Genomic DNA, 26,947 nt, shown 5'->3' on the forward strand with positions numbered 1-26,947 from the left:
GGGGCGTGCCAGAATTCAGCACGGCAGGCTGCTTGGCGGGATGGTCAAAGGGTTTTGTGCAAGTCGCACAAAAAAATGCACTTATATAGCGCCAGGTCGCTCAGGGTTTGTGAGTGTAGAACAAAAGTGGTGCGCGACGCTGTGGTCGCGCACCAGCTTGCAGCGTATCAGTTGACGGTGACTTGCGGCATCGGCGGCATGGTCACGGTCTGCTCGCTGGCCGGGGCAAGCACTTCGGCTTCACCGTCGACCACCTGCTTACCGTCCTGGTTGAACACGCGGGTGGCAATGCGTACGCGGTTCTTCGGCAGTTTTTCCAGTACTTCCAGCTTCACCGTCAGGGTGTCGCCGAGCTTAACCGGGCGGGTGAACTTGAGTTGTTGTCCGAGGTAGATGGTGCCCGGGCCGGGCAGGCGGCAGGCGATGGCGGCACTGATCAGCGCACCGGTGAACATGCCGTGGGCGATACGTTCCTTGAACAGGGTCTCGGCGGCGAAGGCGGCGTCCAGATGTACCGGGTTGTTGTCGCCGGAGACTGCCGCGAACAGTTGTACGTCGCGCTCTTCGACCAGCTTCTCGAAGCTCGCCTGCTGGCCGACTTCGAGGGCCTCGTAGGGGATGTTGGTTAGCTGGGTCATGGGCACTCCTTGATTGGGCTTCGACCCTGGCTCAGCGCCTGCTGCAGCCAGTCGATCAGGTGGGCGGTGACCTCGTCGCGATTGCTCTCGTTGAGCAGCTCATGACGGGCCTCGGGATAAATCTTCAGTTGCACGTCGCGCACGCCGGCTTCGCGCAGGGCGCCCGCCAGGTCATTCAGGCGCTTGCCGTCGCTGACCGGGTCACGCGAGCCGCCGATCACCAGCAGCGGCAGGTCGGCATCGATCTGCGCCAGATTGGCCGTCGGGGTGATGTACTGCAGGCCATCGAGCAGGTCACACCACAACTGTGTGGTGCAGACGAAGCCGCACAGCGGGTCGGTCACGTATTTGTCCACTTCCGCCGGATCGCGGCTGAGCCAGTCGAAGGCCGTGCGATTGGGTTTGAAGGCCTTGTTGAACGAACCGAAGGACAGGAAATCGATGACTTTGCTGCGCCCCTTGGAACCCAGGCGCCAGCGTTCGAAGCAGGCGATCAGGCGGGCAGCCTTGTACAACGCCACGGGCTGATAGTTGGAGCCCGACAGAATGGCTCCCTGCAGACTGCAACTGCGTCCCATCAGATAGGCCATACCGATATAGCTGCCCATGCTGTGCCCGAGCAGGAAGATCGGGGTCTGCGGATGCTGCTGGCGGATGTGGTGGTTGAGCGTTGACAGGTCACCAACCACCTTGCGCCAGCCATCTTCATCGGCGTAATGACCAAGGGTGCCGTGCTCGGCCGTGCGACCGTGGCCGCGTTGATCCAGGGCGTATAGCTCCATTCCGGCCGCCACCAGATGTTCGGCCAGGCGTGCATAGCGCAGGCTGTGCTCGGCCATGCCGTGGGCGAGCATGATCAGGGCGCGTGGCGTCTGCCCGTCGTGCCAGTGGTTGACATGCAGGGGCAGACCGTCGCTGGCCTGGAGCGTGAAACTGTCGTGGCGCATGGCGAATCCTTGTGCCGGAAGATGGGCGCATTGTGCACCTTGGTCAGCAGTAGTCAAAGATTGGGCGATGGCGACAGGTTCTGGAGTGGCGGTTATGAAACACTACAATTCTTATGGAATTCAGCGCATCAATGAGGCCTGGAGGCTATTTGCGCATGGCGGACGAACTGTTACTTTCCGGGCTGTCCCGCGAGGCGGGCCAGATCACTTCAGGGGAAGAGGACAATAACAATGCAGCCTGATTTCTGGAACGACAAGCGCCCGGCTGGCGTGCCCAACGACATTGACCTGAGCAGCTACAGGTCGGTCATCGAAGTGTTCGAGCGCTCGTGCAAGAAGTTCGCCGACCGCCCGGCGTTCAGCAATCTGGGCGTGACACTGAGCTACTCCGAACTGGATCGCCTTTCCGCAGCCTTCGCCGCCTACCTGCAGAAGCACACGGATCTCAAGCCGGGTGAACGCATCGCGGTACAGATGCCCAATGTGCTGCAGTACCCCATTGCCGTATTCGGAGCCATGCGCGCCGGGCTGATAGTGGTCAATACCAATCCGCTGTACACCGCACGAGAGATGCGCCATCAGTTCAAGGATGCCGGTGTGCGTGCGCTGGTTTATCTGAACATGTTCGGCAAGCTGGTGCAGGAGGTGCTGCCTGACACCGAGATCGAGTACCTGATCGAAGCCAGAATGGGTGACCTTTTGCCGAGCCTCAAGGGCTGGCTGGTTAATACCGTGGTTCGCAAGGTCAAGAAGATGGTGCCGGACTACCATTTACCCCAGGCCATCCCGTTCAGGCAGTTGCTCAGGCAGGGACATGGCCAGGCGCTGACGCCGGTCAAGGTCGGTCATGACGACGTTGCCGTGTTGCAGTACACAGGCGGCACCACCGGTGTGGCCAAGGGTGCGATGCTGACTCACGGCAATCTGGTCGCGAATATGCTGCAGGTTGATGCCTGCCTGTCGCAGCTCGGCCCCGATGGCTCGCCGCTGATGAAGCCTGGCCAGGAAATCATGATCGCGCCGTTGCCGCTGTACCACATCTATGCCTTTACCGCGAACTGCATGTGCATGATGGTCAACGGTAACCATAATGTGCTGATTACCAACCCGCGCGACATCCCGGGCTTCGTCAAGGAACTGGGCAAGTGGAAATTTTCCGCGCTGCTGGGGTTGAACACCCTGTTTGTTGCGCTGATGGATCATCCCAAGTTCAAGAATCTGGATTTTTCCCATCTCAAGGTCACCAATTCTGGCGGTACTGCGCTGGTCAAGGCCACCGCCGAGCATTGGCAGCAGGTGACCGGCTGCCGCATCGTGGAAGGCTATGGCCTGACCGAGACCTCTCCGGTGGCCAGTGCCAATCCCTATGGTGAACTGGCGCGTCTGGGCACTGTCGGGATTCCCGTGCCGGGCACGGCATTCAAGGTAATCGACGATAACGACAACGAGCTGTCGCTGGGCGAGCGTGGCGAGCTGTGTATCAAAGGCCCGCAGGTTATGAAGGGGTACTGGCAGCGTCCGGAGGCCACCGCCGAGGTGCTCGACGCCGAGGGCTGGTTCAGAACCGGCGACATAGCAGTGATCGACCCTGATGGTTATGTGCGCATCGTCGATCGCAAGAAGGACATGATCATCGTCTCCGGTTTCAACGTTTATCCCAATGAGATTGAGGACGTGGTGATGGCCCATCCGCAGGTAGCCAGTTGCGCGGCTATCGGCGTACCGGACGAAAAGTCTGGCGAGGCGGTCAAGTTGTTTGTGGTGCCGCGCGATGCCGACGTCAACGAGGAAGAGATCAAGCGCTACTGTCGAGAGAACCTCACCGGTTACAAGGTGCCCCGTCACATTGTGTTCCGCGACAGCCTGCCCATGACCCCGGTGGGCAAGATTCTGCGTCGCGAACTGCGCGATATGGCCTGAGCGGTCGGGGCGCTGCGACCGTCAGGTTGCGCCTCGTCACCGTTCGTCTGAACGTTTCCCTGTACCGGCTGCCCGTCCCGGGCTGCCGGTTTGTTGTGATTTCGTAACCGGCAGGGCGGCTTTAGGCAGAGATTTCTCGGCAGCAAACCCCCCGTCGAATCCGGCTGAACAGGCTAAAACAGGCGAGCTAGAGAGCTTTCGAACGAAGAAGCGGGCTATTATGGGTTGTGACTTATCTTGTTGTTTTGGTCTTTTTGGTGACTGATAAGGGCTTTTCGGGTGCTGGTGAGCCACTGGTAAAGCTGCTACTCTCGGCGCGCTTTCGCACCCGGGGCCAGGGCGCAGGCAAGCCGTACATACAACAAACAACCGTCACGCGCGGTGAAGATCAGCTGTTGCTTAGGAGTGGGCTTCCATGACCGAAAACTTCTGGAAGGACAAATACCCTGCTGGGGTCTCTGCCGAAATCAATCCGGATCTGTACCCGAACATCCTCGCGGTACTCAGGGAGTCCTGCCAGCGCTTCGCTGACAAGCCCGCCTTCACCAACATGGGCAAGACGCTGACTTACGGCGAGCTGTATCAGTTGTCCGGTGATTTCGCCGCCTACCTGCAGAAGCACACTGATCTCAAACCTGGCGACCGTATTGCGGTGCAGCTACCCAATGTCCTGCAATACCCGGTAGTGGTGTTCGGTGCCATGCGCGCCGGCCTGGTGGTGGTCAACACCAACCCGCTGTATACCGCGCGGGAGATGGAGCACCAGTTCAACGACGCCGGCGCTACAGCACTGGTGTGCCTGGCCAATATGGCTCACCTGGCCGAGCAGGTTGTCCCCAAAACTGGCGTGAAGACGGTGATCGTCACCGAGATTGGCGACATGCTACCAACCTTCAAACGCCTGTTGGTCAATGCCGTGGTCAAGCACGTGAAGAAGATGGTGCCGGCCTACAGCCTGCCGAAGGCCGTCAAGTTCACCGATGCCATGACCCGTGGCCGTGGCCAGAGCTTCAACGAGGCCAATCCGAGCAACGATCAGATTGCCGTGCTGCAGTACACTGGTGGCACCACCGGAGTGGCCAAGGGCGCCATGCTGACCCATCGCAACCTAGTGGCCAACATGCTGCAGGTCAAGGAGCTGATGGGGGCCAACCTGAACGAAGGTTGTGAAGTGCTGATCGCGCCGTTGCCTCTGTACCACATCTATGCCTTTACCTTCCACTGCATGGCCATGATGCTGATCGGTGGTCACAACATTCTGTTGACCAATCCGCGTGACCTGCCGGCGGTTGTCAGGGAGCTGGCCAAGCATCGTTTTACCGGCTTCGTCGGCCTCAATACCCTGTTCGTCGCTCTGTGCAACAACGAAGAGTTCCGCAAGCTGGACTTCTCCGGCCTGAAAGCCACGTTCTCCGGGGGGATGGCGCTGCAGCAGGCTACTGCCGAGCGCTGGCGCGAAGTCACCGGCTGCGCGATCTGCGAAGGTTTCGGTATGACCGAAACCAGCCCGGTGGCCACTGTCAATCCGTTCGGTGCAATCCAGCTGGGCACTATCGGCATTCCGCTGCCTTCGACCCTGTGCAGGATTGTCGATGAGCAGGGGCGTGAGTTGCCCATCGGTGAGATCGGCGAGCTGTGCGTGAAAGGCCCTCAGGTGATGAAGGGCTACTGGCAGCGTCAGGAGGCTACCGACGAGGTTCTTGATGCCGATGGCTGGCTGAAGACCGGCGACATCGGTCTGATCCAGGAGGACGGCTACCTGCGTATCGTCGATCGCAAGAAGGACATGATTCTGGTGTCCGGTTTCAACGTCTACCCCAACGAGCTGGAAGACGTGCTGGCGACTCTGCCGGGCGTGCTGCAGTGCGCCGCCATCGGTGTGCCGGACGAGCGCTCCGGCGAGACGATCAAGGTATTTGTGGTGGTCAAGCCGGGCGCCAGCCTGACCAGAGAGCAGGTGATCGAGCACATGCGTGCCAACGTAACCGGCTATAAGGTGCCCAAGGCCGTGGAGTTCCGCGACTCGCTGCCGACCACCAACGTCGGCAAGATTCTGCGCCGCGAGCTGCGAGATGAAGAACTGAAGAAGCTGGGCCGGAAGTAACTCGTCTGGTCGCACAGAAAACCCGCTTCGGCGGGTTTTTTGCGTCTGAGGGATAGCAGCATGCCGGTCTTTCGCCGGATGTCTTGAGGTGAACTGCTGCAGCCTTTGTTGAGAGGGGCGACAGCGCGTTCTGCGCGGCAATTTGTCATGCCCCGGTAGTCGTTGTGTTGATGCCGAAAATGAGAAGATAGTGCAGTTGACCGGGCAGACCATATGTCGAGGATGAAGATGTCTTATACCCGCAGGCAGATACTGGGCGGGCTGGCCGCTCTCGGCGTCGCTGGACTGGGTGCAGGTGGTGTTCGCTACTGGCTGGGGCGTCCGGCGAGCGTCGCGAGCCACGACTACGAGCTGATTGCCGCGCCGGTGGATTTGCAACTGGTGCCCGGACATCTGACTCAGTCCTGGGGCTATGGCGCCCAGGCGCCTGGCGTCGAGCTGCGCTGCCGCCAGGGCGAGCGGCTGCGAGTGCGCTTTATCAACCGCCTGGAGGTGGAGACCACCATTCACTGGCATGGCATCCGTCTGCCGCTGGAGATGGATGGCGTGCCCTATGTCTCGCAACTGCCGGTCAAGCCTGGCGAGTATTTCGACTACGACTTTGTCTGCCACGATGCCGGCAGTTTCTGGTATCACCCGCATATGGCCAGTGCCGAGCAGCTTGGCCGCGGTCTGGTTGGCCCGCTGATTGTCGAAGAGCGCGAGCCGAGCGGCTTTCGGCACGAACGCACGCTGTGTCTGAAGACCTGGCACATCGACGAACAGGGCGCCTTTACCGATTTTCTGGTGCCACGCCTGGCTGCCCGTGAAGGTACCCGTGGACGCCTGACCACCCTCAACGGTACGCCGAACCCGACTCTGGATCTGCCGGCCGGACAGGTGGTGCGCCTGCGTCTGCTGAATGTCGACAACACGGTCACCTACCGCCTCAACCTGCCCGGTGGCGAGGCGCGTATCTATGCGCTGGACGGCAATCCGGTCGAGCCGCGCCCGCTGGGGCGGGAATATTGGCTCGGGCCGGGGATGCGCCTTGATCTGGCGCTGAAAGTTCCGGAGGCCGGGCAGGAGTTGTCACTGCGCAACGGCTCGTTACGTCTGGCCACTCTCAGGGGCGTCGCCAGTTCGGAGGTGCCGGGGCAATGGCCGCCGGCGCTGCCGGCCAACCCGGTGGCCGAGCCGGATCTGCAGCGTGCCGAGACCCTGCGTTTCAACTTCGAGTGGGCGGCAATGCCCTCCGGAGATGTCGGACGAGGTGGTAGCTATCGCTACTGGCAGATCAACGGTCAGGCCTGGGACATCAATGATCGAACCTGCGCCGAGCGGCCCATTGCCACGCTCAGGCAGGGCGGTCACTACATCTTCGTGCTGCGCAACCTGGCCCAATACCAGCACCCCATCCATCTGCACGGGATGACTTTCAAGGTGCTGGGTTCGGATCGGCGGCGGATAGTCCCTTATTTCACCGATACCTACCTGCTGGGGAAGAACGAGACGGCGCGTATCGCTTTCGTTGCCGACAACCCGGGTGTCTGGATGTTTCACTGCCATGTGGTTGATCACATGGAAACGGGGCTGATGACGGCCATCGAAGTGGTGTAGGGTGGCGCGGTTTTCGCCGTCAGGCAGGTGGGATGGATGCAATGAGACAACCGCGGATCATCGATCGTTCGTGTGACGAGCAGTTCATGCGTCTGGCGCTGGAGCAGGCACGCCTCGGTGGTGAGCAGGGCGAAGTGCCGGTGGGGGCCGTGCTGGTGCAGGAGGGGGAGGTGATCGGTCGCGGCTTCAACTGCCCGATTTCCCGTCATGATCCGAGCGCGCATGCCGAGATGGTGGCCATTCGTGCCGCTGCCGAGTCGGTACGCAACTACCGTCTACCCGGCAGTACTCTGTACGTCACTCTGGAGCCGTGCAGCATGTGCGCTGGACTGATCGTGCATGCACGAATTGCCCGTGTAGTCTTTGCCGCAAGCGAACCACGTGCCGGTATGGCGGTCAGTCAGGGCCGTTTCTTCGAGCAGGGTTTTCTCAATCACCGCGTGCTGGTAGAGGGCGGCTTGCTGGCCGAAGAGAGCGGTGAGTTGCTGCGGACGTTCTTCCGGGCCCGGCGTGGCTAGGTTCTGCACTCAGAGCGGCGGACTGTCGGTTTCCGGCTTGCGTTTGTCGATGCCAGGCAGATGGGCGCCGTTTTCGGCCAGTTGAGTGCCTTCCAGCTGCGGCTGGGTGACCCAGGTGAGGATGTCGTAGTAACGACGTATGTTGCGCACGAAGTGCACCGGCTCGCCGCCACGGGCGTAGCCGTAACGGGTTTTGCTGTACCACTGCTTCTGCGACAGGCGCGGGAGGATCTTCTGTACGTCGCTCCACCTGTCTGGATCCATCCCCTCGGCCTCGGTCAGCTTGCGGGCATCCTCAAGGTGGCCGGCGCCGATGTTGTAGGCGGCCAGCGCGAACCAGGTGCGATCCGGCTCCTGAATGGTTTCAGGAAGTTGCTGGTAAACCTTGATGAAATAGCGTGCACCGCCCTCGATGCTCTGCTTCGGGTCGAGGCGGTTGGATACTCCGACCGACTGCGCCGTGCGCTGGGTCAGCATCATGATGCCGCGCACGCCGGTCTTGGAGGTGGCGTCCGGCTGCCAGTGCGACTCCTGGTAGCCCATGGCGGCCAGCAGCCTCCAATCCACCTGGTTGGCCTGGCCAGCCTGGCGAAATAGTTTCTCGTAGCGTGGCAGGCGCTTTTGCAGATGCTGGGCGAAGGTGTAGGCGCCAACGTAGCCGAGCACGTCGACATGGCCGTAGTAGCGCTCTTTCAGACGTTGCAGCGTGCCGTTGGCTTCGGAGCGGGCGATGAAGGCATTGACCTCCCCCAGCAGGCTGTCGTCTTCGTTGGCGGCCAGCGCCCAGCGCATCTGGCGGGTGTCGCCGAGATCAAAACCGACCCGCACGTTGGGGAAGTACACCTGATTCATCGCCAGTTCGTTGGAGTCCACCAGCGTCAGGTCAATCTGCCCTTCGTCCACCATGCGTAGCAAATCCACCACCTCCACGGCATCGGAGACCTCGAACTGCAGCTCGGGCAGTTCCACTTTCAGTGCTTCCAGCTGCTCGGCGTGACTGCTGCCGGCCAGTACCAGGATGCGTTTACCGAGCAGGTCGCTTGGCGTCTTCGGGCGCTCCGCGCCCTGACGGTAGGCAATCTGCGGGGTGACTTCCAGATAGGGGGAGGAAAAGCGTGCCTGGAGCTGACGCTTTGGCGTTTCCACCAGACCGGCTGCGGCCAGTACCGGGCCATTACTGCGGTTCAGAGCGGCGAACAGGGTGTCGAGGTTGTCGGCCGTTTCGATCTTCAGTTCCAGGCCGAGATCGGTAGCGAAGCGCTTGGCTAATTCGTACTCGAAGCCGGTGGCACCGTTGCGATCCTGGAAATAGGTGGCTGGGCTGTTGCGCGTGACCACGCGCAGTTCCCCCTCTGCCTTTACCTGCTCGAGAACGCTGGGCTTGGGAGCCTCGCCACAGCCGGAGAGCATCAGAAGGGTTCCAATCGCCAACAGCCCTGTGGCGCAACGCATGCGTATCGCAGGTCGTGCAAACATCCGAGCAGTATACGCAAAGCGCCAGCATAGCCATATCTCGACAGCATTGTGCTTCTCTGCTAGATGCGTCTGTACTTGCAAAGCGCCAGGCCCCGGGTGCCGCAGGTCGCAGCTTTAGGATAGAATGCCCGGCCTCCAGCACACTCCTTCCCAGAGGCTGTTCCGACGATGTTGATTCTGCGCGGCGCTCCCGCTCTTTCCGCTTTCCGCCATGGCAAGTTGCTTGATCAACTGACCAGCAAGGTGCCGGCCGTGACCGGGCTGTACGCCGAGTTCGCACACTTTGCTGATGTTGATGGCGCCCTTTCTGCCGACGAACGGCATGTGCTGGCGCGTCTGCTCGAATACGGCCCCAGCGTGCCGGTGCAGGAGCCAGTCGGTCGGCTGTTCCTGACCATCCCGCGCTTTGGCACCATCTCGCCCTGGTCGAGCAAGGCCAGCGACATCGCGCGTAACTGCGGTCTGGGCTGCATCCGCCGCTTGGAGCGGGGCGTTGCCTATTACGTAAGTGGTGATCTGACGGAGTCGGATCGGATCGCCGTCGCGACGCTGCTGCACGATCGTATGACCCAGGTGGTGGTCGACAGCATGGAAGCCGCTGCGCCGCTGTTCAGCCAGGCCGAGCCACGGCCGCTCACTGCTGTCGACGTTATCGGTGGCGGTCGTGCAGCACTGGAGCAGGCCAACCAGGATCTGGGCCTGGCGCTGGCCGAGGACGAGATCGACTACTTGGTTAAGGCCTTCAGCGAGTTGGGTCGCAATCCGCACGACATTGAGCTGATGATGTTTGCCCAGGCCAACTCCGAGCACTGTCGGCACAAGATTTTCAACGCCAGTTGGGACATCGATGGCGAGGCCCAGGACAAGTCCCTGTTTGGCATGATCAAGAACACATACCAGATGCACAACGAGGGCGTGCTGTCGGCATACAAGGACAACGCCTCGGTGATCGAGGGTTTCACCGCCGGGCGTTTCTTCCCGAACCCGGAGACTCGCGAGTACGGCTTCAACAAGGAGCCGGTGCACATTCTGATGAAGGTGGAAACGCACAACCACCCGACCGCCATTGCCCCGTTCCCTGGTGCCTCCACCGGTTCCGGCGGTGAGATCCGTGACGAGGGTGCCACCGGTCGCGGCGCCAAGCCCAAGGCGGGGCTCACCGGCTTCTCGGTGTCGAACCTGAATATTCCAGGTTTCGTGCAACCCTGGGAAAAGCCCTATGGCAAGCCCGAGCGCATCGTCAGCGCACTGGATATCATGATCGAAGGCCCGTTGGGCGGTGCCGCGTTCAACAACGAATTTGGCCGGCCGGCACTCAATGGCTACTTCCGGACTTTTGAGCAGGCCGTCGACAGCCCACGTGGCGAGGAAGTGCGTGGCTATCACAAGCCGATCATGCTTGCCGGCGGTCTTGGCAATATCCGCGAGGAGCATGTGCAAAAGGGCGAGATTTCGGTCGGCGCCAAGCTGATCGTGCTCGGTGGCCCGGCCATGCTGATCGGCCTGGGTGGTGGTGCGGCCTCATCCATGGCCACCGGTGCCAGCTCGGCCGACCTGGACTTTGCCTCGGTGCAGCGTGAGAACCCGGAAATGGAGCGTCGTTGCCAGGAGGTCATCGACCGCTGCTGGCAACTGGGGGCGAAGAACCCGATCAAGTTCATTCACGACGTCGGTGCCGGCGGCATCTCCAATGCCTTGCCGGAACTGATCAACGATGGCGGCCGCGGTGGGCGCTTCGAGCTGCGTGACGTGCCCAACGACGAGCCGGGCATGGCGCCGCACGAAATCTGGTGCAACGAGTCGCAGGAACGCTACGTGTTGTCGGTTGATGCCGCCGATTTCGAGACCTTCAAGGCTATCTGCGAGCGTGAGCGTTGCCCCTTCGCCGTGGTCGGTGAAGCTACCGCAGAGCCGCAACTGACCGTTACCGATCGCCACTTTGGCAATACCCCGGTGGACATGCCGCTCAACGTGCTGCTCGGTAAGCCGCCGCGCATGCACCGTAGCGTCACCCGCGAAGCCGAGCAGGGCGATGACTTTGCTGCCGGCGATGTTGCCATTGGCGAAGCGCTGGAGCGCGTGCTGCGTCACCCGGCAGTGGCCAGCAAGAGCTTCCTGATTACCATTGGTGATCGCACCATCACCGGCCTGGTGGCCCGCGACCAGATGGTCGGCCCCTGGCAGGTGCCGGTGGCTGACTGTGCCGTGACCGCCACCAGCTTCGATGTCTACACCGGTGAAGCCATGGCCATGGGCGAGCGCACCCCGCTGGCGCTGCTCGATGCTCCGGCTTCGGGCCGCATGGCCATCGGTGAAACCATTACCAACCTGGCTGCCGCTCGCATCGAGAAACTGTCCGATATCAAGCTTTCGGCCAACTGGATGGCCGCTGCCGGTCACCCGGGCGAGGATGCGCGTCTGTATGACACGGTCAAGGCCGTGGGTATGGAGCTGTGCCCGCAACTCGGCCTGACCATTCCGGTAGGCAAGGACTCCATGTCCATGAAGACCCGCTGGCAGGAAGAGGGTGTCGACAAGAGCGTGACCGCGCCGTTGTCGCTAGTGATCTCCGGTTTTGCTCCGGTACAGGACATCCGCCGGACCCTGACTCCACAGCTGCGCATGGACAAGGGCGATACCGACCTGATCCTGATCGACCTCGGTCGTGGCCAGAACCGTATGGGTGGCTCCATCCTTGCCCAGGTTTACGCCCGGATCGGCCAGCAGGCGCCGGATCTCGACGACGCCGAAGATCTTAAGGCCTTCTTCGCGATAATTCAGGGGCTCAACGCCGACGGTCACCTGCTGGCCTACCACGACCGCTCCGACGGCGGCCTGCTGACCACCGTGTTGGAAATGGCCTTTGCCGGGCATTGCGGCCTGAACCTGAGCTTCGATGCATTGGCCGATGACGCCTCCGAACTACCTGCCGTACTGTTCAATGAGGAACTCGGTGCGGTGATTCAGGTGCGTCGTGACGACACCGCCGGAGTGCTGGCCCAATTCAGCGCCGCCGGTCTTGGCGACTGCATCGCGGTGATCGGCCAGCCGGTCAACAGTGGTGCGGTCGAGATCCGGTTCAACGGCGAGTCGGTGTTCAGTGGCGAACGGCGTCTGCTGCAGCGCCAGTGGGCCGAGACCAGCTACCGCATCCAGCTCCTGCGCGACAATGCCGAGTGCGCCGATCAAGAGTTTGACGCGTTGCTGGAGGAGGACAATCCCGGCTTGCATGTCAAACTCAGTTATGACGTCAACCAGGACATCGCCGCGCCCTACATCAGGAAGGGTGTGCGGCCGCAGGTGGCGATCCTCCGCGAGCAGGGCGTCAATGGTCAGGTGGAAATGGCGGCAGCCTTCGATCGTGCCGGTTTCAGTGCCATCGACGTGCACATGAGCGACATTCTTGCCGGACGTGTCGATCTGGAAGCCTTCAAGGGGCTGGTGGCCTGTGGTGGGTTCTCTTATGGTGACGTGCTGGGTGCCGGCGAGGGCTGGGCCAAGTCGATCCTGTTCAATGCCCGTGCCCGTGATGCCTTTCAGGCCTTCTTCGAGCGCAAGGACAGCTTCGCCCTTGGGGTGTGCAATGGCTGCCAGATGATGAGCAACCTGCACGAGCTGATTCCAGGCACCGAGTTCTGGCCGCACTTTGTGCGCAACCGCTCCGAGCAGTTCGAGGCACGCGTGGCCATGGTGCAGGTTCAGGAGTCGGCTTCGATCTTCCTGCAAGGTATGGCCGGCTCGCGCATGCCGATCGCCATCGCCCACGGCGAGGGGCATGCCGAGTTCGAAAGTGAAGAGGCGCTGCTCCAGGCTGATCTGTCCGGCACTGTGGCCCTGCGTTATGTCGATAATCACGGCAAGGTTACTGAAACCTACCCGGCCAACCCCAACGGTTCTCCGCGCGGAATCACTGGCCTGACCAGCCGTGACGGTCGTGTCACCATCATGATGCCGCACCCGGAGCGGGTGTTCCGCGCTGTGCAGAACTCCTGGCGCCCGGATGAGTGGCAGGAGGACGGCGGCTGGATGCGCATGTTCCGCAACGCTCGCGTCTGGGTCGACTAAGGCGTTGCTTGCACCTTTTCCCCGTATGCGGAGAAGGTGCTTTCAGGGACTGAAAAGGCCGGATCGGCGTTGCCGCCGGCCTTTTGGTTGAGCCATGATGCATGACATGGCTGTCCGGCCGGGTCTGCAGGAGCTGCCCCATGCCGACCGATTATCCCGGCATTTTTCCCGAAGTTCGCCTGGTTCGGCTTGGCGAAACCCACCACCTGTGCGGTTGCGGCCGCTGCGTCGGTCTACCCGATAGTGGAGCGAACTGCCCGCGTGTCGTCATTCTTCGTCCAAGACGCGAGCAGCGAGTGCTGCTGTGTCGTTGCGGGCGTTCGGCTGAGCTACCTTACTGTGACGGACGTCACGGCGCCCCGGCGCCGCGACTGGCCGACAAGTGGCGGCGCTTTTTCGGCGCGGAGTGAGAACGGCATGGGGAGCGACCAGTCCCATCCTGCATGTAGTGTCTTGTGATTTTGTGTGGCTGCGCTCAAGACAGAAGGGTGGCGAACTGACATTATATTGGCATCGTAGTCCTGTCTGCTGTTCAGTTGCCCATCACTGGAGAACTTGATGTACAAGCTATGTTTCTACGTGCCCGAAAGCCACCTGGAGCCGGTGAAGAGGGCGGTATTCGCTGCTGGTGGAGGGCGTATCGGCCTTTATGACAATTGCTGCTGGCAGGTGCTGGGACAGGGGCAGTTTCGTGCTCTGGAGGGCAGTCAGCCGTTTCTCGGACAGGTCGGTGCGGTCGAGCAGGTGGCCGAGTGGAAGGTGGAAATGGTTGTAGCCGACGAACTGATCCATGATGCGGTCAAGGCGCTGAAGAGTGCGCATCCCTACCAGACACCAGCCTTCGATGTGTGGCGGTTGTCCGATCTGCAGTTCTGAGCCGCACGACGTAGTCGTTACATCAGGGGCGTATCTCGATCAGCGTGCCGTCACGCACCAGGCTCCAGACTTCGCGCATGTCGTCGTTCTTCATGGCGATGCAGCCCTCGGTCCAGTCCAGCGTATGGAAGAACCACTCCGGATATTCATCATCCAGTGGTGTGCCGTGGATCATGATCATGCCGCCTGGCGGCACGTCGGCGGCCTTGGCGCGGGCCAGATCGCGGGCGTTCGGATAGGAAATGTGCAGCGACAGCTGGTACTTCTCGCTGGGTTTGCGCCAGTCGATCCAGTAAAAGCCTTCCGGGGTTTTGAGATCTCCCTCGCGCTCTTTCGCGCCTTTGGGCTGTTTGCCCAGGGAGATGCGGTAGGAACGGATTGTCTCGCCACTGCGTTGCAGATGCAGCCTGCGTTCGGATTTGACCACCAGCACTTTGTCCACTGCAGGGGGGCTGATGGCCGTTGCGCTGGCTGCCGGAGCGTCTAGGCTGAGGAACAGGCAAAGCAGGGGCAGCAACCAGCGCATCGGGAGTATCCGTACAGGTCAACGGGGTTTGTAATGAGCGCGCAATGTGGCAAGTGGCTTGTTGCGCACCGGGAAATTGTTCTGCCGATAGTTGGCGAAGAAGCATTCTAGGGTACGCTCCGTGGCGGGGAAAGCGAGTTCGGATCAGGGGGGCTGTGATTCTTCGAGCAGCTCCATCTTCAGGTCATTTCTCCGGCAAACCGCATCCTCCGTCGGGCTTGGGCGCGGCAGTATTTTCGTGCCATGATGCCGGCTGGTTGAAAATGCCGGATACGTATCCCGATGCTTGATGAGTTGCTGCAACGTGTGCGCGGTTACCAGCCGCGTCCCCTGGAGGCCGCAGGCCGCTTTCCAGAGGCTGCGGTGCTGGTGCCTATCACTCGCAGCGAAGAGCCGGAGCTGATTCTGACGCTGCGTGCAGCCGGCCTTTCGACGCATGGCGGCGAGGTGGCCTTCCCGGGCGGTCGGCGTGACCCGGGGGATCCGGATCTGGTGTTTACCGCCTTGCGCGAGTCAGAGGAGGAGGTGGGACTGCCACCAGGTCTGGTAGAGGTGATCGGGCCGTTAAGCAGTCTGGTCTCGCGTCATGGCATTCAGGTCACGCCTTATGTCGGTCTGGTGCCGGACTATGTCGAATACCGGGCCAACGACGCCGAGATCGCCTCGGTATTCTCCGTGCCGTTGAGCTTCTTTCGCAGCGACCCGCGAGAAATGACCCATCGCATCGATTACCTGGGGCGTAGCTGGTATGTGCCGTCCTATACCTACGGCGATTACCGGATCTGGGGGTTGACGGCGATCATGGTAGTGGAACTGGTGAATCTGCTGTACGACGCCGACATCAGGCTGCAACAAGCGCCAGAACGCTTCATTCATTTGCCTTGAGGACAGACGAGCATGAAATACCGACTGGGACAGTCCCGAGTCGACGCCCACCCCGACAGCTGGATCGCTCCGAGTGCCGAACTGATTGGCAAGGTGCGTCTGGAGGCTGGTTCCAGTGTCTGGTTTGGCGCCGTATTGCGCGGCGACAACGAGCTGATCCATGTCGGTGAGAACAGCAATGTGCAGGATGGCAGCGTGCTGCATACCGACATGGGATATCCGCTGACCCTGGGGCGTGGTGTGACGGTCGGGCATAAGGTGATGCTGCATGGCTGCACGGTGGACGATCACAGTCTGATCGGTATCAATGCAGTGATCCTTAACGGCGCAAAGATCGGCAAGTACTGCATCATCGGTGCCAATAGCCTGATTCCTGAAGGCAAGGTGATCCCGGATGGTAGCCTGGTGATGGGTAGCCCCGGCAAGGTCGTGCGCGAGCTGACTGAGGAGCAGAAGAAGATGCTTGAGGCCAGTGCTGCGCACTATGTACACAATGCCCAGCGCTATGCACGCGAGCTGGAGCGTGACGATGGATGAGTCGCAGCGGTCGCTGCGCTCTCCCTGTGTGCAGGTGTGTGCTCTGGACGAACAGGATGTCTGCATCGGTTGTCACCGCACGGCAGCGGAGATCACCGCCTGGGGGCGCCTGGATAACGAGCAGCGCCGTATGGTGCTGCAGCGCAGTCTTGAGCGGGCTCGCACTGCGGGGGTGCTGTCGGTTCCATCCTGAAGCAGCGTCCTTTGGTCGCTGTGCCGGGACGAATTTCTCTTAAGGCGCTGGGGCGGCCGCGTGTAAACTTCGTGCGCCGGCCGGTTGGCCTGTTTCGTCGACTCCATGTCCCGCTTCGAGGATTATTCATGCCCCGTATTGGAACCCCCCTGTCGCCGAGTGCGACCCGTGTACTGCTGTGCGGCTGTGGCGAGCTCGGCAAGGAAGTGGTGATCGAACTGCAGCGTTTGGGCTGCGAGGTCATCGGTGTGGATCGCTACACCGATGCGCCGGCCATGCAGGTGGCGCATCGCAGTCATGTCATCGACATGCTCGACGGTGCGGCGCTGCGTGCAGTGATCGAGCAAGAGCAGCCGCACTACATCGTGCCGGAAATCGAAGCCATTGCCACTGCCACACTGGTTGAACTGGAGGCCGAGGGCTTCAACGTGGTGCCCACTGCCCGTGCCGCACAATTGACCATGAACCGCGAGGGAATCCGTCGCCTGGCTGCCGAGCAGTTGGGGTTGCCGACATCGCCTTACTTCTTCTGCGATGTCTTCGAGGAATTTGTCGCGGCCGTCAAAGCGCTGGGCTATCCCTGTGTGACTAAACCGATCATGAGTTCTTCGGGCAAGGGGCAAAGTGTGATTCGCTCCGAAGCCGATCTGCGCAAGGCGTGGGACTACGCTCAGGAGGGAGGTCGCGCAGGCAAGGGCCGGGTGATAGTCGAGGGATTCATCGACTTCGATTACGAAATTACCCTGCTGACCGTGCGACACATCGGTGGCACCAGCTTCTGCGCACCGATCGGCCACCGTCAGGAAAATGGTGACTATCAGGAGTCCTGGCAGCCGCAGCCCATGAGCCCGGCGGCGCTGGCCGAGTCCGAGCGTGTGGCGTTGGCCGTGACCGAAGCGCTGGGTGGGCGCGGCCTGTTTGGCGTAGAGCTGTTCGTCAAGGGCGATCAGGTATGGTTCAGCGAGGTTTCGCCGCGTCCCCACGATACCGGCCTGGTGACCCTGATCTCTCAGGAGTTGTCCGAGTTCGCTCTGCATGCGCGCGCCATTCTTGGCTTGCCGATTCCGGCCATCCGTCAGTTGGGCCCTTCGGCTTCGGCAGTGATTCTGGTCGACGGGCATTCCAGTCAGGCCGCCTTTGCCAATCTCGGCGAGGCGCTGAGCGAGGCGGACACTGCGCTGCGACTGTTTGGCAAGCCGGAGGTCAAAGGCCAGCGACGCATGGGGGTGGCCCTGGCTCGTGACGAGTCGATCGACAGGGCGCGTGCCAAGGCCTTGCGCAGCGCACGGGCGGTTCGCGTCGAGCTGTGAGTCGGATCCAGCATGTGCTGTGGTGGCTGGCAGCGCTGGCGCTGGCCCCGTTGACGCTGCCTTTGGCGCTGCATACCCGGCGTACCGCCCTGCGCCTGCCGCCGGCTGTCGGCGAGGTACGCGGGCTGGCCGGCGCCGGACTGCCCGGAGAGCCCTTTCGCCTACTGCTGATTGGCGAGTCCACGGTGGTCGGCGTCGGCGTCGAGGCGCTCGATCAGGCACTGGCTGCCTGTCTGGCCAGGGAGTTGTCCCGTCGTTTGCAGCGTTCGGTGCGCTGGCATGCCTGTGGCGAGAACGGCATTACCGCTGTGCAGGCCTGTCAGCGGCTTCTGCCAGGACTGAGCGAAGAGAGGGCTGATCTGGCACTGCTGGTCTTCGGTGTCAACGACACCACTCACCTGACATCCAGTCGCCACTGGCGGGCGGCTCTTGGCAAGATGATCGGGCAATTGCGTGGGCAGGGGATGCAGGTGGCTTGCAGCGGGGTGCCGCCACTGCAGCACTTCCGGGCCTTGCCCTGGCTGCTGCGTCGCCTGCTGGGCTGGCGCGCGGGTTTGATGGATCGGGAAGTGCGTGCATTGGCGCAGCGGATGCAGGTTGCCTACTGCGGGCTGAATCTGACCTTCGAGGCGCAGTATCTGGCTGAAGATGGCTACCATCCCTCGGCGCTGGGCTATCGGCTTTGGGCCGACGGTCTGGCCGATCAACTGGTCAGATGTGCAGAATGAATTCTCGAACCAGCTTGCTGCCGAAGTAGGCGAGCATCAGCAGGCAGAAACCGGCCAGCGTCCAGCGGATTGCCTTGTGGCCACGCCAGCCCATCTGGTGACGGCCCCACAGCAGCACGGCAAACACCAGCCAGGCAAAGCAGGACAGCAGGGTCTTGTGCACCAGATGCTGGGCGAACAGGTTGTCGAGATACACAGCTCCTGAGAGTAGTGACAGTGAAAGGGCGAGCCAACCGGCGAGCAGGAAGCCGAACAGCAGGCTTTCCATGGTCTGCAGTGGCGGGAAGGTTTTGATCAGCCCGGATGGGTGCTTGTGCTTGAGCTGGTAGTCCTGCAGCAGCAGTAGGATCGACTGAAATGCGGCGATGGTGAGCAGGCCGTAGGCCAGGATCGACAGCAGGATATGGGCAAGGATGCCCGGGTGGGCGTGTAGCGGACTGACGGTGCCGGATGGCATGAACTGCGCCAGCAGCACCGTCAGGGCGCCAAGAGGGAGCAGCAGCAACAGCAGGTTGTGTACCGGGATGCGCAGGCAAGCCAGTAGAACCTGGGCGATTACCGCGCAGGCTATCAGGCTGGCGGCATTGAAAAAGTCCAGATTCAGAGCGCCATGATCGTTGAGTTGGAAAACCAGGCTGACGGTGTGCAGGAGCACGGCGAAGGCGCCGAGACCGAGCAGCAGGGCGCGATTGGGCGTGCTGCGCCTGCTCAGGTGTAGGCCCTGATAGGCGGTGGCGCCGGCGTAGAGCAAGGCAGCGGCTAGGCTGGGCAGCAGAGGGTGCATAAGTCCGTGTAAGGCGAGCCCGAAAGTCGCTGAGTTTGGCACATAAGCGCCGTGTCACGAAAGACCGCTGACGGTGTCGGCAGCGCATCGACTTCGCTATAATCGCCAGCCTGTTGCATGCCTGGCCCGCTCTGGGCGCTCTTCAAAGGAACGCGCATGTTCGAAAATCTTACCGATCGTCTTTCCCAAACACTGCGTCACGTTACGGGCAAGGCCAAGCTCAGCGAAGACAACATCAAGGACACTCTGCGTGAAGTGCGCATGGCTCTGCTGGAGGCCGATGTGGCCCTGCCGGTGGTCAAGGACTTCGTGGCCCGGGTCAAGGAGCGTGCGGTCGGCACCGAAGTGTCGAAGAGCCTGACTCCGGGGCAGGCCTTTGTGAAGATCGTGCGCGCCGAGCTCGAAGAGCTGATGGGGGCGGCCAACGAGGATCTGGCGCTCAATGCGGCTCCGCCAGCTGTGGTGCTGATGGCTGGTCTGCAGGGGGCGGGTAAGACTACCACCGCAGGCAAACTGGCCAAGTTCCTCAAGGAGCGCAAGAAGAAGTCGGTGCTGCTGGTGTCGGCCGACGTCTACCGACCTGCGGCGATCAAGCAGCTGGAAACCCTGGCGGGCGATCTGGGGGTGACCTTCTTCCCCTCCGATGCCAGCCAGAAACCGGTCGACATTGCCAATGCGGCAATCCGCGAAGCCAAGCTCAAGTTTATCGATGTCGTCATCCTCGATACTGCCGGTCGTCTGGCGGTCGATGCCGAGATGATGGCCGAAATCCAGGCACTGCATGCCGCAGTCAAGCCGGTGGAAACCCTGTTCGTGGTCGATGCCATGACCGGCCAGGACGCTGCCAACACCGCCAAGGCCTTTGCCGATGCCTTGCCGCTGACCGGTGTGGTGCTGACCAAGGTTGACGGTGATGCCCGTGGTGGCGCTGCTTTGTCCGTGCGCCACATTACCGGCAAACCCATCAAGTTTATCGGCATGGGCGAGAAGAGCGATGCGCTTGAGCCCTTCCATCCTGATCGCATCGCCTCACGCATTCTCGGCATGGGTGATGTGCTCAGCCTGATCGAGCAGGCCGAGCAGACCCTTGACCGCGAAAAAGCCGAGAAGCTCACCAAAAAGCTGAAGAAGGGCAAGGGCTTCGACCTGGAAGATTTCCGCGATCAACTGCAGCAGATGAAAAATATGGGCGGCCTAGGCGGTCTGATGGACAAGCTGCCGTCCATCGGTGGCATCAATCTGTCGCAGATGGGCGCGGCTCAGGGGGTGGCGGAGAAGCAGTTCAAGCAGATGGAGGCGATCATCAACTCCATGACCCCGGCCGAACGGCGTGACCCGGACATCATCAGTGGCTCGCGCAAGCGTCGCATCGCCATGGGCTCCGGCACACAGGTGCAGGACATCGGCCGGCTGATCAAGCAGCACAAGCAGATGCAGAAGATGATGAAGAAATTCACCGCCAAGGGTGGCATGGCCAAGATGATGCGCGGGATGGGTGGCATGTTCCCGGGCGGCGGAATGCCGAAATTCTGAGGTGTGCGCCCCGGTTGATGGTCTGCCGGAAAAAGAGATTTGCAAACCGCTGCATTATCCTTAAAATATGCGGCCTTTCGGGCCTAGGCCCATTTTTGATGTGTGCCTCAAGTTAGCACCGACTACAGGAACGATGTTCACATGGTAACTATTCGTCTCGCTCGCGGCGGCTCCAAAAAGCGCCCCTTCTACCACCTGACCGTGACCAACAGCCGCAATGCGCGCGATGGTCGCTTCGTAGAGCGTATCGGCTTCTTCAATCCGATCGCCTCGGGTGCTGAAGTGAAGCTGTCCGTGAATCAAGAGCGTGCAGCTTACTGGCTGAGCCAGGGTGCCCAGCCGTCTGAGCGCGTTGCTCAGCTGCTCAAGGAAGCTGCCAAGGCTGCAGCCTGAGAGCATCCATGAGTACGACGCCGGCCGTCGCCGAGGATCTTCTGGTTCTCGGCAAGATTGTTTCGGTGCACGGCGTCCGGGGCGAGGTCAAGGTCTATTCCTTTACCGATCCCATCGATAACGTGCTCGATTATCCTCGCTGGACGCTTCGGCGCGAAGGCGAGGTGAAACAGGTGGAATTGGCCAGAGGCCGTCTTCAGGGCAGGGTTCTGGTTGCCAAGCTGAAAGGGCTGGATGATCGCGAGGTCGCGCGCACTTATGCGGGTTTTGAAATCTGCGTGTCGCGCAGCGAGCTGCCGGAGCTTCAGGATGGCGAGTTCTACTGGTACCAGTTGCAGGGGTTGAAGGTCACCGATCAGGCAGGTCAGCTGCTTGGCGTGGTTGACCATCTCTTCGAGACCGGTGCCAACGATGTGATGGTGGTCAAGCCCTGCGCGGGCAGTCTGGATGACCGCGAGCGCCTGCTGCCCTACACAGAGCAGTGCGTACTTGAGGTGAATCTGGTTGCCGGCGAGATGCGGGTGGACTGGGATGCGGACTTCTAAGGGCCATGCGCGTAGAAGTCATCACGCTGTTTCCGGAGATGTTTGCCGCCATCAGTGAGTACGGCATCACCAGTCGTGCGGTGAGGCAGGGGCTGCTTAGTCTGCACTGCTGGAATCCGCGGGACTATACAACTGATCGACACCACACCGTGGATGATCGCCCCTTTGGTGGCGGCCCCGGGATGGTGATGAAGATCAAGCCCCTTGAGGACGCACTGGCCGATGCCAGGCAGGCCGCCGGGGTGGGGGCGAAGGTCATCTACCTGTCGCCTCAGGGCCGGCAGCTGAAGCAGGCTGCGGTTCGCCAGTTGGTTCAGGAGCAGTCACTGATCCTGATCGCTGGTCGTTACGAGGGTATCGACGAGCGCTTCATCGAAGCGCATGTCGACGAGGAATGGTCGATTGGCGACTACGTCCTGTCCGGCGGTGAGCTGCCGGCCATGGTGCTGATCGACGCGGTAACGCGCCTTTTGCCTGGTGCATTGGGTCATGCCGATTCGGCCGAGGAGGACTCCTTTACGGATGGCCTGCTCGACTGCCCGCACTACACCCGACCGGAGGTGTATGCGGACAAGCGTGTTCCTGAGGTGTTGCTTAGTGGCAACCATGAACACATCCGGCGCTGGCGTTTACAGCAGTCCCTTGGACGGACTTGGGAACGCCGCGCTGATCTTCTGGATAGCCGCTCGCTTTCTGGAGAAGAGAAGAAGCTGCTGGAGGAATACATCCGCCAGCGGGACGATAGTTAACGTATCGATGGCAGGCCGGGAGGCTTGTCTTAGGAGCGCAGCATGACCAACAAGATTATCCAGATGCTCGAAGCCGAGCAGATGAACAAGGAAATCCCGCCGTTCGCCCCGGGTGACACCGTGGTTGTTCAGGTGAAAGTGAAAGAAGGCGACCGTCAGCGTCTGCAGGCCTTCGAGGGCGTGGTTATCGCCAAGCGCAACCGCGGCCTGAACAGCGCTTTCACCGTGCGTAAGATTTCCAGCGGTGTTGGTGTAGAGCGTACCTTCCAGACCTACTCGCCGCTGGTCGACAGCATCAGCGTCAAGCGTCGCGGTGATGTGCGCAAGGCCAAGCTGTACTACCTGCGCGACCTGTCCGGCAAAGCCGCGCGCATCAAGGAAAAACTGTCCTGATTCTGGACGTTTTTGCAGAAAAAAGCAGTCTTCGGGCTGCTTTTTTCATTTCTGCGCCGTGTAAATGTGAGTAGCAAGACATGCACACCGGAGAGTGGAGAATCGCGCATCATATGCTGCAGTCGGCAAGCACGAGTGACCCGGGGCAGTGTTCTCGTCCGATCAAGCATCACGGCGTCCTGCTCGATGACACGGCTTGGGGTAGTTGTCCTTCATCGCCGCTACGCGCTTTTGCCACCTGCCGCTGGTGAAGGTGTTTAGTGATCGCATCGACTTCAGGCATGCCTTCCTCGCAGCTTTCATCGTTGAGATGGTCGGGCGGAATATCAGGTTCAAGGTGGAGATATTTGTCGAGGAGCTGTATCGGGAGGTTAGAGAGCGTGCCATCAGTGGCGTATATGATTTCGTTGTCGTCGTCGATCGGCATCGGCCGGCCCCGTTGCCGTCAAACTTTCCGTAGTCGTGTCGGTGTCGCTTTCAGCAGATATTAGTGCCGGCTGGAGGTCGGTGACGGCCTGTGGAACACTGGATTTCCTCTCTTTCCTGACGAGTCTGCATGACTACCCTGAATCACCCGTTGATCGAGCAGTTTCTCGAGGTTCTATGGCTTGAAAAGGGCCTGTCGGCTCATACTCGTGCGGCCTATCGCAGTGATCTGGAGCACTTTAATGTCTGGCTCGAAGATCGCAGTCTGAGGCTTGAGCAGATCGGCCGTGAAGCGATTCTTGATCATCTCGCCTGGCGTCTGGAGCAAGGTTACCAGGCCCGCTCCACGGCACGTTTCCTATCTGGTGTGCGCGGTTTCTATCGTTTCCTGCTGCGCGAGAATCTGATCGACGAAGATCCTACGCTGCAGGTCGAGTTGCCGCAGATCGGCCGGCCGTTGCCCAAGTCGCTTTCCGAGGCGGATGTCGAGGCATTACTACTGGCACCGGATACCGATGACCCCATCGGTCTGCGCGACCGTGCCATGCTTGAGGTTCTCTATGCCTGCGGGCTGCGGGTGACCGAGTTGGTGTCGCTGACCCTGGAGCAGGTCAATCTGCGTCAGGGAGTGCTGCGAGTATTCGGCAAGGGCAGCAAGGAGCGGCTGGTGCCGCTGGGTGAGGAGGCCATCGTCTGGCTAGAACGTTTCCAGCGCGAGGCCCGGCCGCTGCTGCTTGGCGGGCGTCCCAGCGATGTGCTGTTTCCCAGTCAGCGTGGCGAACAGATGACCCGGCAGACCTTCTGGCACCGTATCAAGCATCAGGCTAGGGTGGCCGGCATCGACAAACCGCTGTCGCCACACACGCTGCGACATGCCTTCGCTACACATCTGCTCAACCATGGTGCGGATTTGCGCGTGGTGCAGATGCTGCTTGGTCATAGTGATCTGTCAACCACGCAGATCTACACCCATATCGCCCGTGCCCGTCTGCAGGAGCTGCACGCGCAGCACCATCCGCGCGGCTGACAATAAGTACCCGGCTTCGCGCCCGGAAGCGGTAGTGGGGTTAGGTTTTACGACTGTTTACTCCTGGACGCAGTGTCAGCCAGACCCAGGGCGTTGTGTTTCTTTGGGGGAAGTGTCGAGAAAACCCGGTGGCCGCGTTTCACGCCGAAGCTGGCGGTGGAATGCTGTCGCTGATCGTCAGCGCTGGCAGGTCGTGGAAGGTTGAAGTGACTTGGGCCCTGTACGAAAAGCCGTCGATCCCGGATTCGCAGAAGTAAAAAACGGGTGAGGAAGACACCGGGCACGCGTCAGGCATTTATGAGCTGTAGGTGAGCATTGCGAACCAGTTTTTAACTAAGTCTTACCGAGCGCAGGCGCTTTCCCGGCAGAGCTTGGCTCGGCTGATTCAGTTCTGACGACTGCAAGCATCGGCCAGTTGCCGAAAGTTCAGGGTTTGCAGATGTCCGGCGCTGTCGCGGTAGATCATCTTCGCGCGGACTATCTCGCAGTGGTCGGTATCCGGCACCTGAATGGCAATCAGCTGGGCGATGTCCAGCTTTTGGCCGTAGCTATAGTCGGTACCTTTGGCCTGGGCCAAGCCGCTGCCAAGGGTGAGAAGGGCGATTACGGTGGCAAGCAGAGCGCGTATTTTCATAAGAGTTCTCCTTCTGGCAGCGCACCCGAGTGGGTGCGCTGCAGTGATTCATACGATGGTCAGGGTGACGTCGATGTTGCCGCGGGTGGCGTTGGAGTACGGGCAGACGATATGGGCGCGTTCTACCAGGGTATGTGCGGCTTCGTGATCGAGGCCTGGCAGGCTGATGCGTAGTTCCACTTGGATGGTGAAGCCGGTGGGGATGGGGCCGATACCCACTGTGCCCTCGACGAAGGTGTCGGCAGGGATCTTCAGCTTGTCGCGGGCTGCGACGAATTTCATCGCCCCCAGGAAACAGGCGGAGTAACCGGCGGCAAACAGCTGTTCAGGGTTGGTTCCGTTGCCACCAGCACCACCCAGTTCTTTGGGGGTGGTCAGGACTACGTCGAGAATGCCGTCAGAGGAGACGGCGCGGCCTTCACGGCCGCCAAAGGCTTCAGCAGTGGCGCGGTAGAGAACGTTTTCGATAGTCATGGTGATACTCCATCTATGAATTCTGAAATTTGATTTGCCTGCAAAAATTTTGTTCGCAAAGTAAATCTGCAGGAAATGTATTGCGCAAATATTTAGTGCGCAAGATAAATTCTTAGAGTATTTTGCTATATGGTTTTACGGATTTTGAATATGCAGGCCGATGAGGCCTGCAGCTTCAACCACTGACGGGATGGCAGGACACGTCGTCAGTCAGAGTGTGCTCTGCAGATTGCGACGCAGCTCCATCAGGTTGTCGCGAAGTTCGGCCAGGTTCTGCAGGTCCAGTCCCGTGGCCTTTAGGATGCAGGCTGGCAGGGACTTCGCCTGCTCATGCAGGGCACGCCCCTTGTCGGTGAGGTAGAGCCGGACGATACGTTCGTCTTCGGTGCTGCGGCGCCGCTGCAGCAGTCCTTCACTTTCCAGGCGCTTGAGCAGGGGAGTCAGCGAGCCGGGATCCGTCAGCATGCGTGCGCTGATTTCGCTGACCGTGATGCCTTCGTTTTCCCATAGCACCAGCATTGCCAGGTACTGCGGATAGGTCAGACCCAGAGCCTGCAGTAATGGCTTGTAGGTTTTGGTCATCAGCAGTGAGGTGGAATAAAGGGCAAAGCACAGCTGGTTGTCCAGCAGCAGTTCGTCACAGGGTTGGAGCGGGGGTGTCATGGCGTATGCCTGTTGCAGTCGGAGTCAGGGACAAGTTAGCGCGCCAATGATTTTTGCACCATGGGCAGTCGGTGTTATCCCGGTTCGCTAATAGCGCTATCTGTTACCCGATCCGCTGTTCGGGAACCTGTATGTGATAGTCTTTGTCGACTTAGCGAGTCCGTCATTCGACAGGAGTGTTCATGTCCCTGACCCGTCTTTCCGCTGCGCTGGCACTCCTGCTGGGTAGCAGCTTCGCTTTCGCCGCCAATCCCGACGAAGCCATTCGCCAGAGCCTTAAATCTCTGGATGCCAATCTGCCAATTGAGACCGTTGCCGAAAGTGCGATGCCCGGTGTCTACCAAGTGCAGTTGCAGGGAGGTCGGCAGTTTTACACTAGTGCCGATGGTCAGTTCCTGCTTCAGGGGTACCTGTACCAGGTGCGCGACGGCAAGGCGGTCAATCTGACTGAGCTTGACGAGAACCGTGCCGTGGCCAAGCGGATCAATGCTATTCCGGCCAGTGAGATGGTGGTTTTCGCCCCCAAGGCACCGAAGACCCATATCACCGTGTTTACCGACACTGACTGCGGCTACTGCCAGAAGCTGCACAGCGAGGTGCCGGAACTCAATCGGCTTGGGGTTGAGGTGCGCTATCTGGCGTTTCCGCGTCAGGGGTTGAACAGTCCGGCGGCCAAGGAACTGGTCAGTGTCTGGTGCGCCAAGGATCAGCAAGAGGCCATGAACCGTGCCAAGAGCCGCCAGGATGTAGCCGAGGCGACCTGCGACAATCCAGTGGCCAAACAGTACGAGCTGGGCCAGATGATCGGGGTCAACGGTACTCCGGCCATCGTGCTGGCCAATGGCAAGATGATCCCGGGCTACCAGCCGGCACCGCAGTTGGCGAAGATCGCGTTGGAGTCGAACGACTGAGAGTGGATTGACTAACACATGGCCGCTTCGTAATGTGCGGCTCTTTCCGCGGCCGGGCTTGCCCCGGCCGTTTTATGCAGTGCTGATGGGGAA

General features: G+C 60.8%; 28 protein-coding genes. 19 read left to right on the forward strand and 9 right to left on the reverse strand.

The window, feature by feature from the left end:
- Window positions 1-167 precede the first annotated feature (167 nt).
- Both NCCP436_RS02920 and NCCP436_RS02925 read right to left on the reverse strand, forming a co-directional pair.
- The gene (locus NCCP436_RS02920; RefSeq protein WP_220802292.1) at window positions 168-638 is read right to left on the reverse strand and encodes a MaoC family dehydratase; all 471 of its coding nucleotides are present in this window, start codon (window positions 636-638) and stop codon (window positions 168-170) included.
- Window positions 635-1,585 carry an alpha/beta hydrolase gene (locus NCCP436_RS02925; RefSeq protein WP_220802293.1) on the reverse strand — a complete coding sequence of 317 codons (951 nt, stop codon included), beginning with the start codon at window positions 1,583-1,585 and terminating at the stop codon, window positions 635-637. The genes NCCP436_RS02920 and NCCP436_RS02925 overlap by 4 nt, the downstream gene beginning before the upstream one ends.
- Before the next feature lie 231 nt (window positions 1,586-1,816).
- Here NCCP436_RS02925 and fadD2 point away from each other — a divergent pair, with 231 nt between their 5' ends.
- The 4 genes from fadD2 (at window position 1,817) to tadA (ending at window position 7,726) form a co-directional block, all read left to right on the forward strand.
- Entirely contained in the window at window positions 1,817-3,505 is a 1,689-nt protein-coding gene (gene fadD2, locus NCCP436_RS02930; protein WP_220802294.1) for a long-chain-fatty-acid--CoA ligase FadD2, read from the forward strand.
- A gap of 415 nt (window positions 3,506-3,920) precedes the next feature.
- Window positions 3,921-5,609 (forward strand): long-chain-fatty-acid--CoA ligase FadD1, encoded by a 1,689-nt coding sequence (gene fadD1 / locus NCCP436_RS02935; protein ID WP_220802295.1) that lies wholly within the window; start codon window positions 3,921-3,923, stop codon window positions 5,607-5,609.
- A gap of 228 nt (window positions 5,610-5,837) precedes the next feature.
- Window positions 5,838-7,208, forward strand: coding sequence for a multicopper oxidase family protein (locus NCCP436_RS02940; RefSeq protein WP_220802296.1), 1,371 nt, complete (start codon window positions 5,838-5,840; stop codon window positions 7,206-7,208).
- Between the two features lie 41 nt (window positions 7,209-7,249).
- Window positions 7,250-7,726, forward strand: coding sequence for a tRNA adenosine(34) deaminase TadA (gene tadA / locus NCCP436_RS02945; RefSeq protein ID WP_220802297.1), 477 nt, complete (start codon window positions 7,250-7,252; stop codon window positions 7,724-7,726).
- 9 nt (window positions 7,727-7,735) lie between these two features.
- On the opposite strand, the gene mltF is transcribed toward tadA, so the two are convergent.
- Window positions 7,736-9,202 (reverse strand): membrane-bound lytic murein transglycosylase MltF, encoded by a 1,467-nt coding sequence (mltF, locus tag NCCP436_RS02950; RefSeq protein ID WP_220802298.1) that lies wholly within the window; start codon window positions 9,200-9,202, stop codon window positions 7,736-7,738.
- Window positions 9,203-9,370: 168 nt separating this feature from the next.
- Here mltF and purL point away from each other — a divergent pair, with 168 nt between their 5' ends.
- The 3 genes from purL to NCCP436_RS02965 all read left to right on the forward strand — a co-directional run bounded on the left by purL (window position 9,371) and on the right by NCCP436_RS02965 (window position 14,143).
- Complete coding sequence (purL, locus tag NCCP436_RS02955) at window positions 9,371-13,267, forward strand: phosphoribosylformylglycinamidine synthase (protein ID WP_220802299.1); 3,897 nt, start codon at window positions 9,371-9,373, stop codon at window positions 13,265-13,267.
- 140 nt (window positions 13,268-13,407) lie between these two features.
- Window positions 13,408-13,677, forward strand: a complete 270-nt coding sequence (locus NCCP436_RS02960) for a CDGSH iron-sulfur domain-containing protein (RefSeq protein WP_220802300.1) — start codon at window positions 13,408-13,410, stop codon at window positions 13,675-13,677.
- 148 nt (window positions 13,678-13,825) lie between these two features.
- Complete coding sequence (locus NCCP436_RS02965; protein ID WP_220802301.1) at window positions 13,826-14,143, forward strand: YqfO family protein; 318 nt, start codon at window positions 13,826-13,828, stop codon at window positions 14,141-14,143.
- A 22-nt stretch (window positions 14,144-14,165) separates the two neighbouring features.
- Here the strand turns inward: NCCP436_RS02965 and NCCP436_RS02970 are convergent, their stop codons facing one another.
- On the reverse strand, window positions 14,166-14,669 hold the full coding sequence (locus NCCP436_RS02970; RefSeq protein WP_220802302.1) for a murein L,D-transpeptidase family protein: 504 nt from the start codon (window positions 14,667-14,669) through the stop codon (window positions 14,166-14,168).
- Between the two features lie 282 nt (window positions 14,670-14,951).
- Here NCCP436_RS02970 and NCCP436_RS02975 point away from each other — a divergent pair, with 282 nt between their 5' ends.
- From NCCP436_RS02975 to NCCP436_RS02995, 5 genes are all read left to right on the forward strand, one after another.
- Entirely contained in the window at window positions 14,952-15,554 is a 603-nt protein-coding gene (locus NCCP436_RS02975) for a CoA pyrophosphatase (protein ID WP_220802303.1), read from the forward strand.
- A 12-nt stretch (window positions 15,555-15,566) separates the two neighbouring features.
- Window positions 15,567-16,091 (forward strand): gamma carbonic anhydrase family protein, encoded by a 525-nt coding sequence (locus NCCP436_RS02980; RefSeq protein WP_220802304.1) that lies wholly within the window; start codon window positions 15,567-15,569, stop codon window positions 16,089-16,091.
- Entirely contained in the window at window positions 16,084-16,284 is a 201-nt protein-coding gene (locus NCCP436_RS02985) for a DUF1289 domain-containing protein (protein ID WP_220802305.1), read from the forward strand. The genes NCCP436_RS02980 and NCCP436_RS02985 overlap by 8 nt, the downstream gene beginning before the upstream one ends.
- A gap of 128 nt (window positions 16,285-16,412) precedes the next feature.
- The gene (gene purT, locus NCCP436_RS02990) at window positions 16,413-17,594 is read left to right on the forward strand and encodes a formate-dependent phosphoribosylglycinamide formyltransferase (protein ID WP_220802306.1); all 1,182 of its coding nucleotides are present in this window, start codon (window positions 16,413-16,415) and stop codon (window positions 17,592-17,594) included.
- Window positions 17,591-18,322: an SGNH/GDSL hydrolase family protein gene (locus NCCP436_RS02995; protein WP_259651431.1), complete on the forward strand. Its 732-nt coding sequence runs from the start codon at window positions 17,591-17,593 to the stop codon at window positions 18,320-18,322. The genes purT and NCCP436_RS02995 overlap by 4 nt, the downstream gene beginning before the upstream one ends.
- Here the strand turns inward: NCCP436_RS02995 and NCCP436_RS03000 are convergent.
- Window positions 18,306-19,106 (reverse strand): inner membrane protein YpjD, encoded by an 801-nt coding sequence (locus NCCP436_RS03000; protein ID WP_220802307.1) that lies wholly within the window; start codon window positions 19,104-19,106, stop codon window positions 18,306-18,308. The two genes, NCCP436_RS02995 and NCCP436_RS03000, sit on opposite strands and share 17 nt — an antisense overlap.
- A 156-nt stretch (window positions 19,107-19,262) precedes the next feature.
- Here NCCP436_RS03000 and ffh point away from each other — a divergent pair, with 156 nt between their 5' ends.
- From ffh to rplS, 5 genes are all read left to right on the forward strand, one after another.
- Window positions 19,263-20,639, forward strand: coding sequence for a signal recognition particle protein (ffh, locus tag NCCP436_RS03005; protein WP_220802308.1), 1,377 nt, complete (start codon window positions 19,263-19,265; stop codon window positions 20,637-20,639).
- A 141-nt stretch (window positions 20,640-20,780) separates the two neighbouring features.
- Window positions 20,781-21,032: a 30S ribosomal protein S16 gene (rpsP, locus tag NCCP436_RS03010; protein ID WP_009867795.1), complete on the forward strand. Its 252-nt coding sequence runs from the start codon at window positions 20,781-20,783 to the stop codon at window positions 21,030-21,032.
- Window positions 21,033-21,040: 8 nt separating this feature from the next.
- Window positions 21,041-21,577: a ribosome maturation factor RimM gene (rimM, locus tag NCCP436_RS03015; RefSeq protein ID WP_220802309.1), complete on the forward strand. Its 537-nt coding sequence runs from the start codon at window positions 21,041-21,043 to the stop codon at window positions 21,575-21,577.
- 5 nt (window positions 21,578-21,582) lie between these two features.
- Window positions 21,583-22,326 (forward strand): tRNA (guanosine(37)-N1)-methyltransferase TrmD, encoded by a 744-nt coding sequence (trmD, locus tag NCCP436_RS03020; RefSeq protein WP_220802310.1) that lies wholly within the window; start codon window positions 21,583-21,585, stop codon window positions 22,324-22,326.
- Window positions 22,327-22,368: 42 nt separating this feature from the next.
- Complete coding sequence (gene rplS / locus NCCP436_RS03025) at window positions 22,369-22,719, forward strand: 50S ribosomal protein L19 (RefSeq protein ID WP_220802311.1); 351 nt, start codon at window positions 22,369-22,371, stop codon at window positions 22,717-22,719.
- Between the two features lie 169 nt (window positions 22,720-22,888).
- Here the strand turns inward: rplS and NCCP436_RS03030 are convergent, their stop codons facing one another.
- Window positions 22,889-23,146, reverse strand: coding sequence for a hypothetical protein (locus NCCP436_RS03030; RefSeq protein WP_220802312.1), 258 nt, complete (start codon window positions 23,144-23,146; stop codon window positions 22,889-22,891).
- A 129-nt stretch (window positions 23,147-23,275) separates the two neighbouring features.
- Between NCCP436_RS03030 and xerD the strand changes: the two genes are divergently transcribed.
- Window positions 23,276-24,172, forward strand: a complete 897-nt coding sequence (gene xerD, locus NCCP436_RS03035) for a site-specific tyrosine recombinase XerD (RefSeq protein WP_220802313.1) — start codon at window positions 23,276-23,278, stop codon at window positions 24,170-24,172.
- Between the two features lie 385 nt (window positions 24,173-24,557).
- On the opposite strand, the gene NCCP436_RS03040 is transcribed toward xerD, so the two are convergent.
- The 3 genes from NCCP436_RS03040 to NCCP436_RS03050 form a co-directional block, all read right to left on the reverse strand.
- Window positions 24,558-24,806, reverse strand: a complete 249-nt coding sequence (locus NCCP436_RS03040; protein WP_220802314.1) for a DUF2790 domain-containing protein — start codon at window positions 24,804-24,806, stop codon at window positions 24,558-24,560.
- Between the two features lie 48 nt (window positions 24,807-24,854).
- Entirely contained in the window at window positions 24,855-25,280 is a 426-nt protein-coding gene (locus NCCP436_RS03045; RefSeq protein WP_220802315.1) for an organic hydroperoxide resistance protein, read from the reverse strand.
- A 210-nt stretch (window positions 25,281-25,490) separates the two neighbouring features.
- The gene (locus NCCP436_RS03050; RefSeq protein ID WP_220802316.1) at window positions 25,491-25,943 is read right to left on the reverse strand and encodes a MarR family winged helix-turn-helix transcriptional regulator; all 453 of its coding nucleotides are present in this window, start codon (window positions 25,941-25,943) and stop codon (window positions 25,491-25,493) included.
- Window positions 25,944-26,125: 182 nt separating this feature from the next.
- Here NCCP436_RS03050 and dsbC point away from each other — a divergent pair, with 182 nt between their 5' ends.
- Window positions 26,126-26,854, forward strand: coding sequence for a bifunctional protein-disulfide isomerase/oxidoreductase DsbC (gene dsbC, locus NCCP436_RS03055; protein WP_220802317.1), 729 nt, complete (start codon window positions 26,126-26,128; stop codon window positions 26,852-26,854).
- The last annotated feature ends 93 nt before the right edge of the window (window positions 26,855-26,947 follow it).

The organism is Pseudomonas sp. NCCP-436 (genome assembly GCF_019656335.1).
Lineage (GTDB): Bacteria > Pseudomonadota > Gammaproteobacteria > Pseudomonadales > Pseudomonadaceae > Aquipseudomonas.

What these genes read in the sequence shown, in the direction of transcription:
- NCCP436_RS02920 (WP_220802292.1), bottom strand. Translation starts at nt 638, where the DNA reads ATGACCCAGCTAACCAACATCCCCTACGAGGCCCTCGAAGTCGGCCAG.
- NCCP436_RS02925 (WP_220802293.1), bottom strand. Translation starts at nt 1,585, where the DNA reads ATGCGCCACGACAGTTTCACGCTCCAGGCCAGCGACGGTCTGCCCCTG.
- fadD2 (WP_220802294.1), top strand. Translation starts at nt 1,817, where the DNA reads ATGCAGCCTGATTTCTGGAACGACAAGCGCCCGGCTGGCGTGCCCAAC.
- fadD1 (WP_220802295.1), top strand. Translation starts at nt 3,921, where the DNA reads ATGACCGAAAACTTCTGGAAGGACAAATACCCTGCTGGGGTCTCTGCC.
- NCCP436_RS02940 (WP_220802296.1), top strand. Translation starts at nt 5,838, where the DNA reads ATGTCTTATACCCGCAGGCAGATACTGGGCGGGCTGGCCGCTCTCGGC.
- tadA (WP_220802297.1), top strand. Translation starts at nt 7,250, where the DNA reads ATGAGACAACCGCGGATCATCGATCGTTCGTGTGACGAGCAGTTCATG.
- mltF (WP_220802298.1), bottom strand. Translation starts at nt 9,202, where the DNA reads ATGTTTGCACGACCTGCGATACGCATGCGTTGCGCCACAGGGCTGTTG.
- purL (WP_220802299.1), top strand. Translation starts at nt 9,371, where the DNA reads ATGTTGATTCTGCGCGGCGCTCCCGCTCTTTCCGCTTTCCGCCATGGC.
- NCCP436_RS02960 (WP_220802300.1), top strand. Translation starts at nt 13,408, where the DNA reads ATGCCGACCGATTATCCCGGCATTTTTCCCGAAGTTCGCCTGGTTCGG.
- NCCP436_RS02965 (WP_220802301.1), top strand. Translation starts at nt 13,826, where the DNA reads ATGTACAAGCTATGTTTCTACGTGCCCGAAAGCCACCTGGAGCCGGTG.
- NCCP436_RS02970 (WP_220802302.1), bottom strand. Translation starts at nt 14,669, where the DNA reads ATGCGCTGGTTGCTGCCCCTGCTTTGCCTGTTCCTCAGCCTAGACGCT.
- NCCP436_RS02975 (WP_220802303.1), top strand. Translation starts at nt 14,952, where the DNA reads ATGCTTGATGAGTTGCTGCAACGTGTGCGCGGTTACCAGCCGCGTCCC.
- NCCP436_RS02980 (WP_220802304.1), top strand. Translation starts at nt 15,567, where the DNA reads ATGAAATACCGACTGGGACAGTCCCGAGTCGACGCCCACCCCGACAGC.
- NCCP436_RS02985 (WP_220802305.1), top strand. Translation starts at nt 16,084, where the DNA reads ATGGATGAGTCGCAGCGGTCGCTGCGCTCTCCCTGTGTGCAGGTGTGT.
- purT (WP_220802306.1), top strand. Translation starts at nt 16,413, where the DNA reads ATGCCCCGTATTGGAACCCCCCTGTCGCCGAGTGCGACCCGTGTACTG.
- NCCP436_RS03000 (WP_220802307.1), bottom strand. Translation starts at nt 19,106, where the DNA reads ATGCACCCTCTGCTGCCCAGCCTAGCCGCTGCCTTGCTCTACGCCGGC.
- ffh (WP_220802308.1), top strand. Translation starts at nt 19,263, where the DNA reads ATGTTCGAAAATCTTACCGATCGTCTTTCCCAAACACTGCGTCACGTT.
- rpsP (WP_009867795.1), top strand. Translation starts at nt 20,781, where the DNA reads ATGGTAACTATTCGTCTCGCTCGCGGCGGCTCCAAAAAGCGCCCCTTC.
- rimM (WP_220802309.1), top strand. Translation starts at nt 21,041, where the DNA reads ATGAGTACGACGCCGGCCGTCGCCGAGGATCTTCTGGTTCTCGGCAAG.
- trmD (WP_220802310.1), top strand. Translation starts at nt 21,583, where the DNA reads ATGCGCGTAGAAGTCATCACGCTGTTTCCGGAGATGTTTGCCGCCATC.
- rplS (WP_220802311.1), top strand. Translation starts at nt 22,369, where the DNA reads ATGACCAACAAGATTATCCAGATGCTCGAAGCCGAGCAGATGAACAAG.
- NCCP436_RS03030 (WP_220802312.1), bottom strand. Translation starts at nt 23,146, where the DNA reads ATGCCGATCGACGACGACAACGAAATCATATACGCCACTGATGGCACG.
- xerD (WP_220802313.1), top strand. Translation starts at nt 23,276, where the DNA reads ATGACTACCCTGAATCACCCGTTGATCGAGCAGTTTCTCGAGGTTCTA.
- NCCP436_RS03040 (WP_220802314.1), bottom strand. Translation starts at nt 24,806, where the DNA reads ATGAAAATACGCGCTCTGCTTGCCACCGTAATCGCCCTTCTCACCCTT.
- NCCP436_RS03045 (WP_220802315.1), bottom strand. Translation starts at nt 25,280, where the DNA reads ATGACTATCGAAAACGTTCTCTACCGCGCCACTGCTGAAGCCTTTGGC.
- NCCP436_RS03050 (WP_220802316.1), bottom strand. Translation starts at nt 25,943, where the DNA reads ATGACACCCCCGCTCCAACCCTGTGACGAACTGCTGCTGGACAACCAG.
- dsbC (WP_220802317.1), top strand. Translation starts at nt 26,126, where the DNA reads ATGTCCCTGACCCGTCTTTCCGCTGCGCTGGCACTCCTGCTGGGTAGC.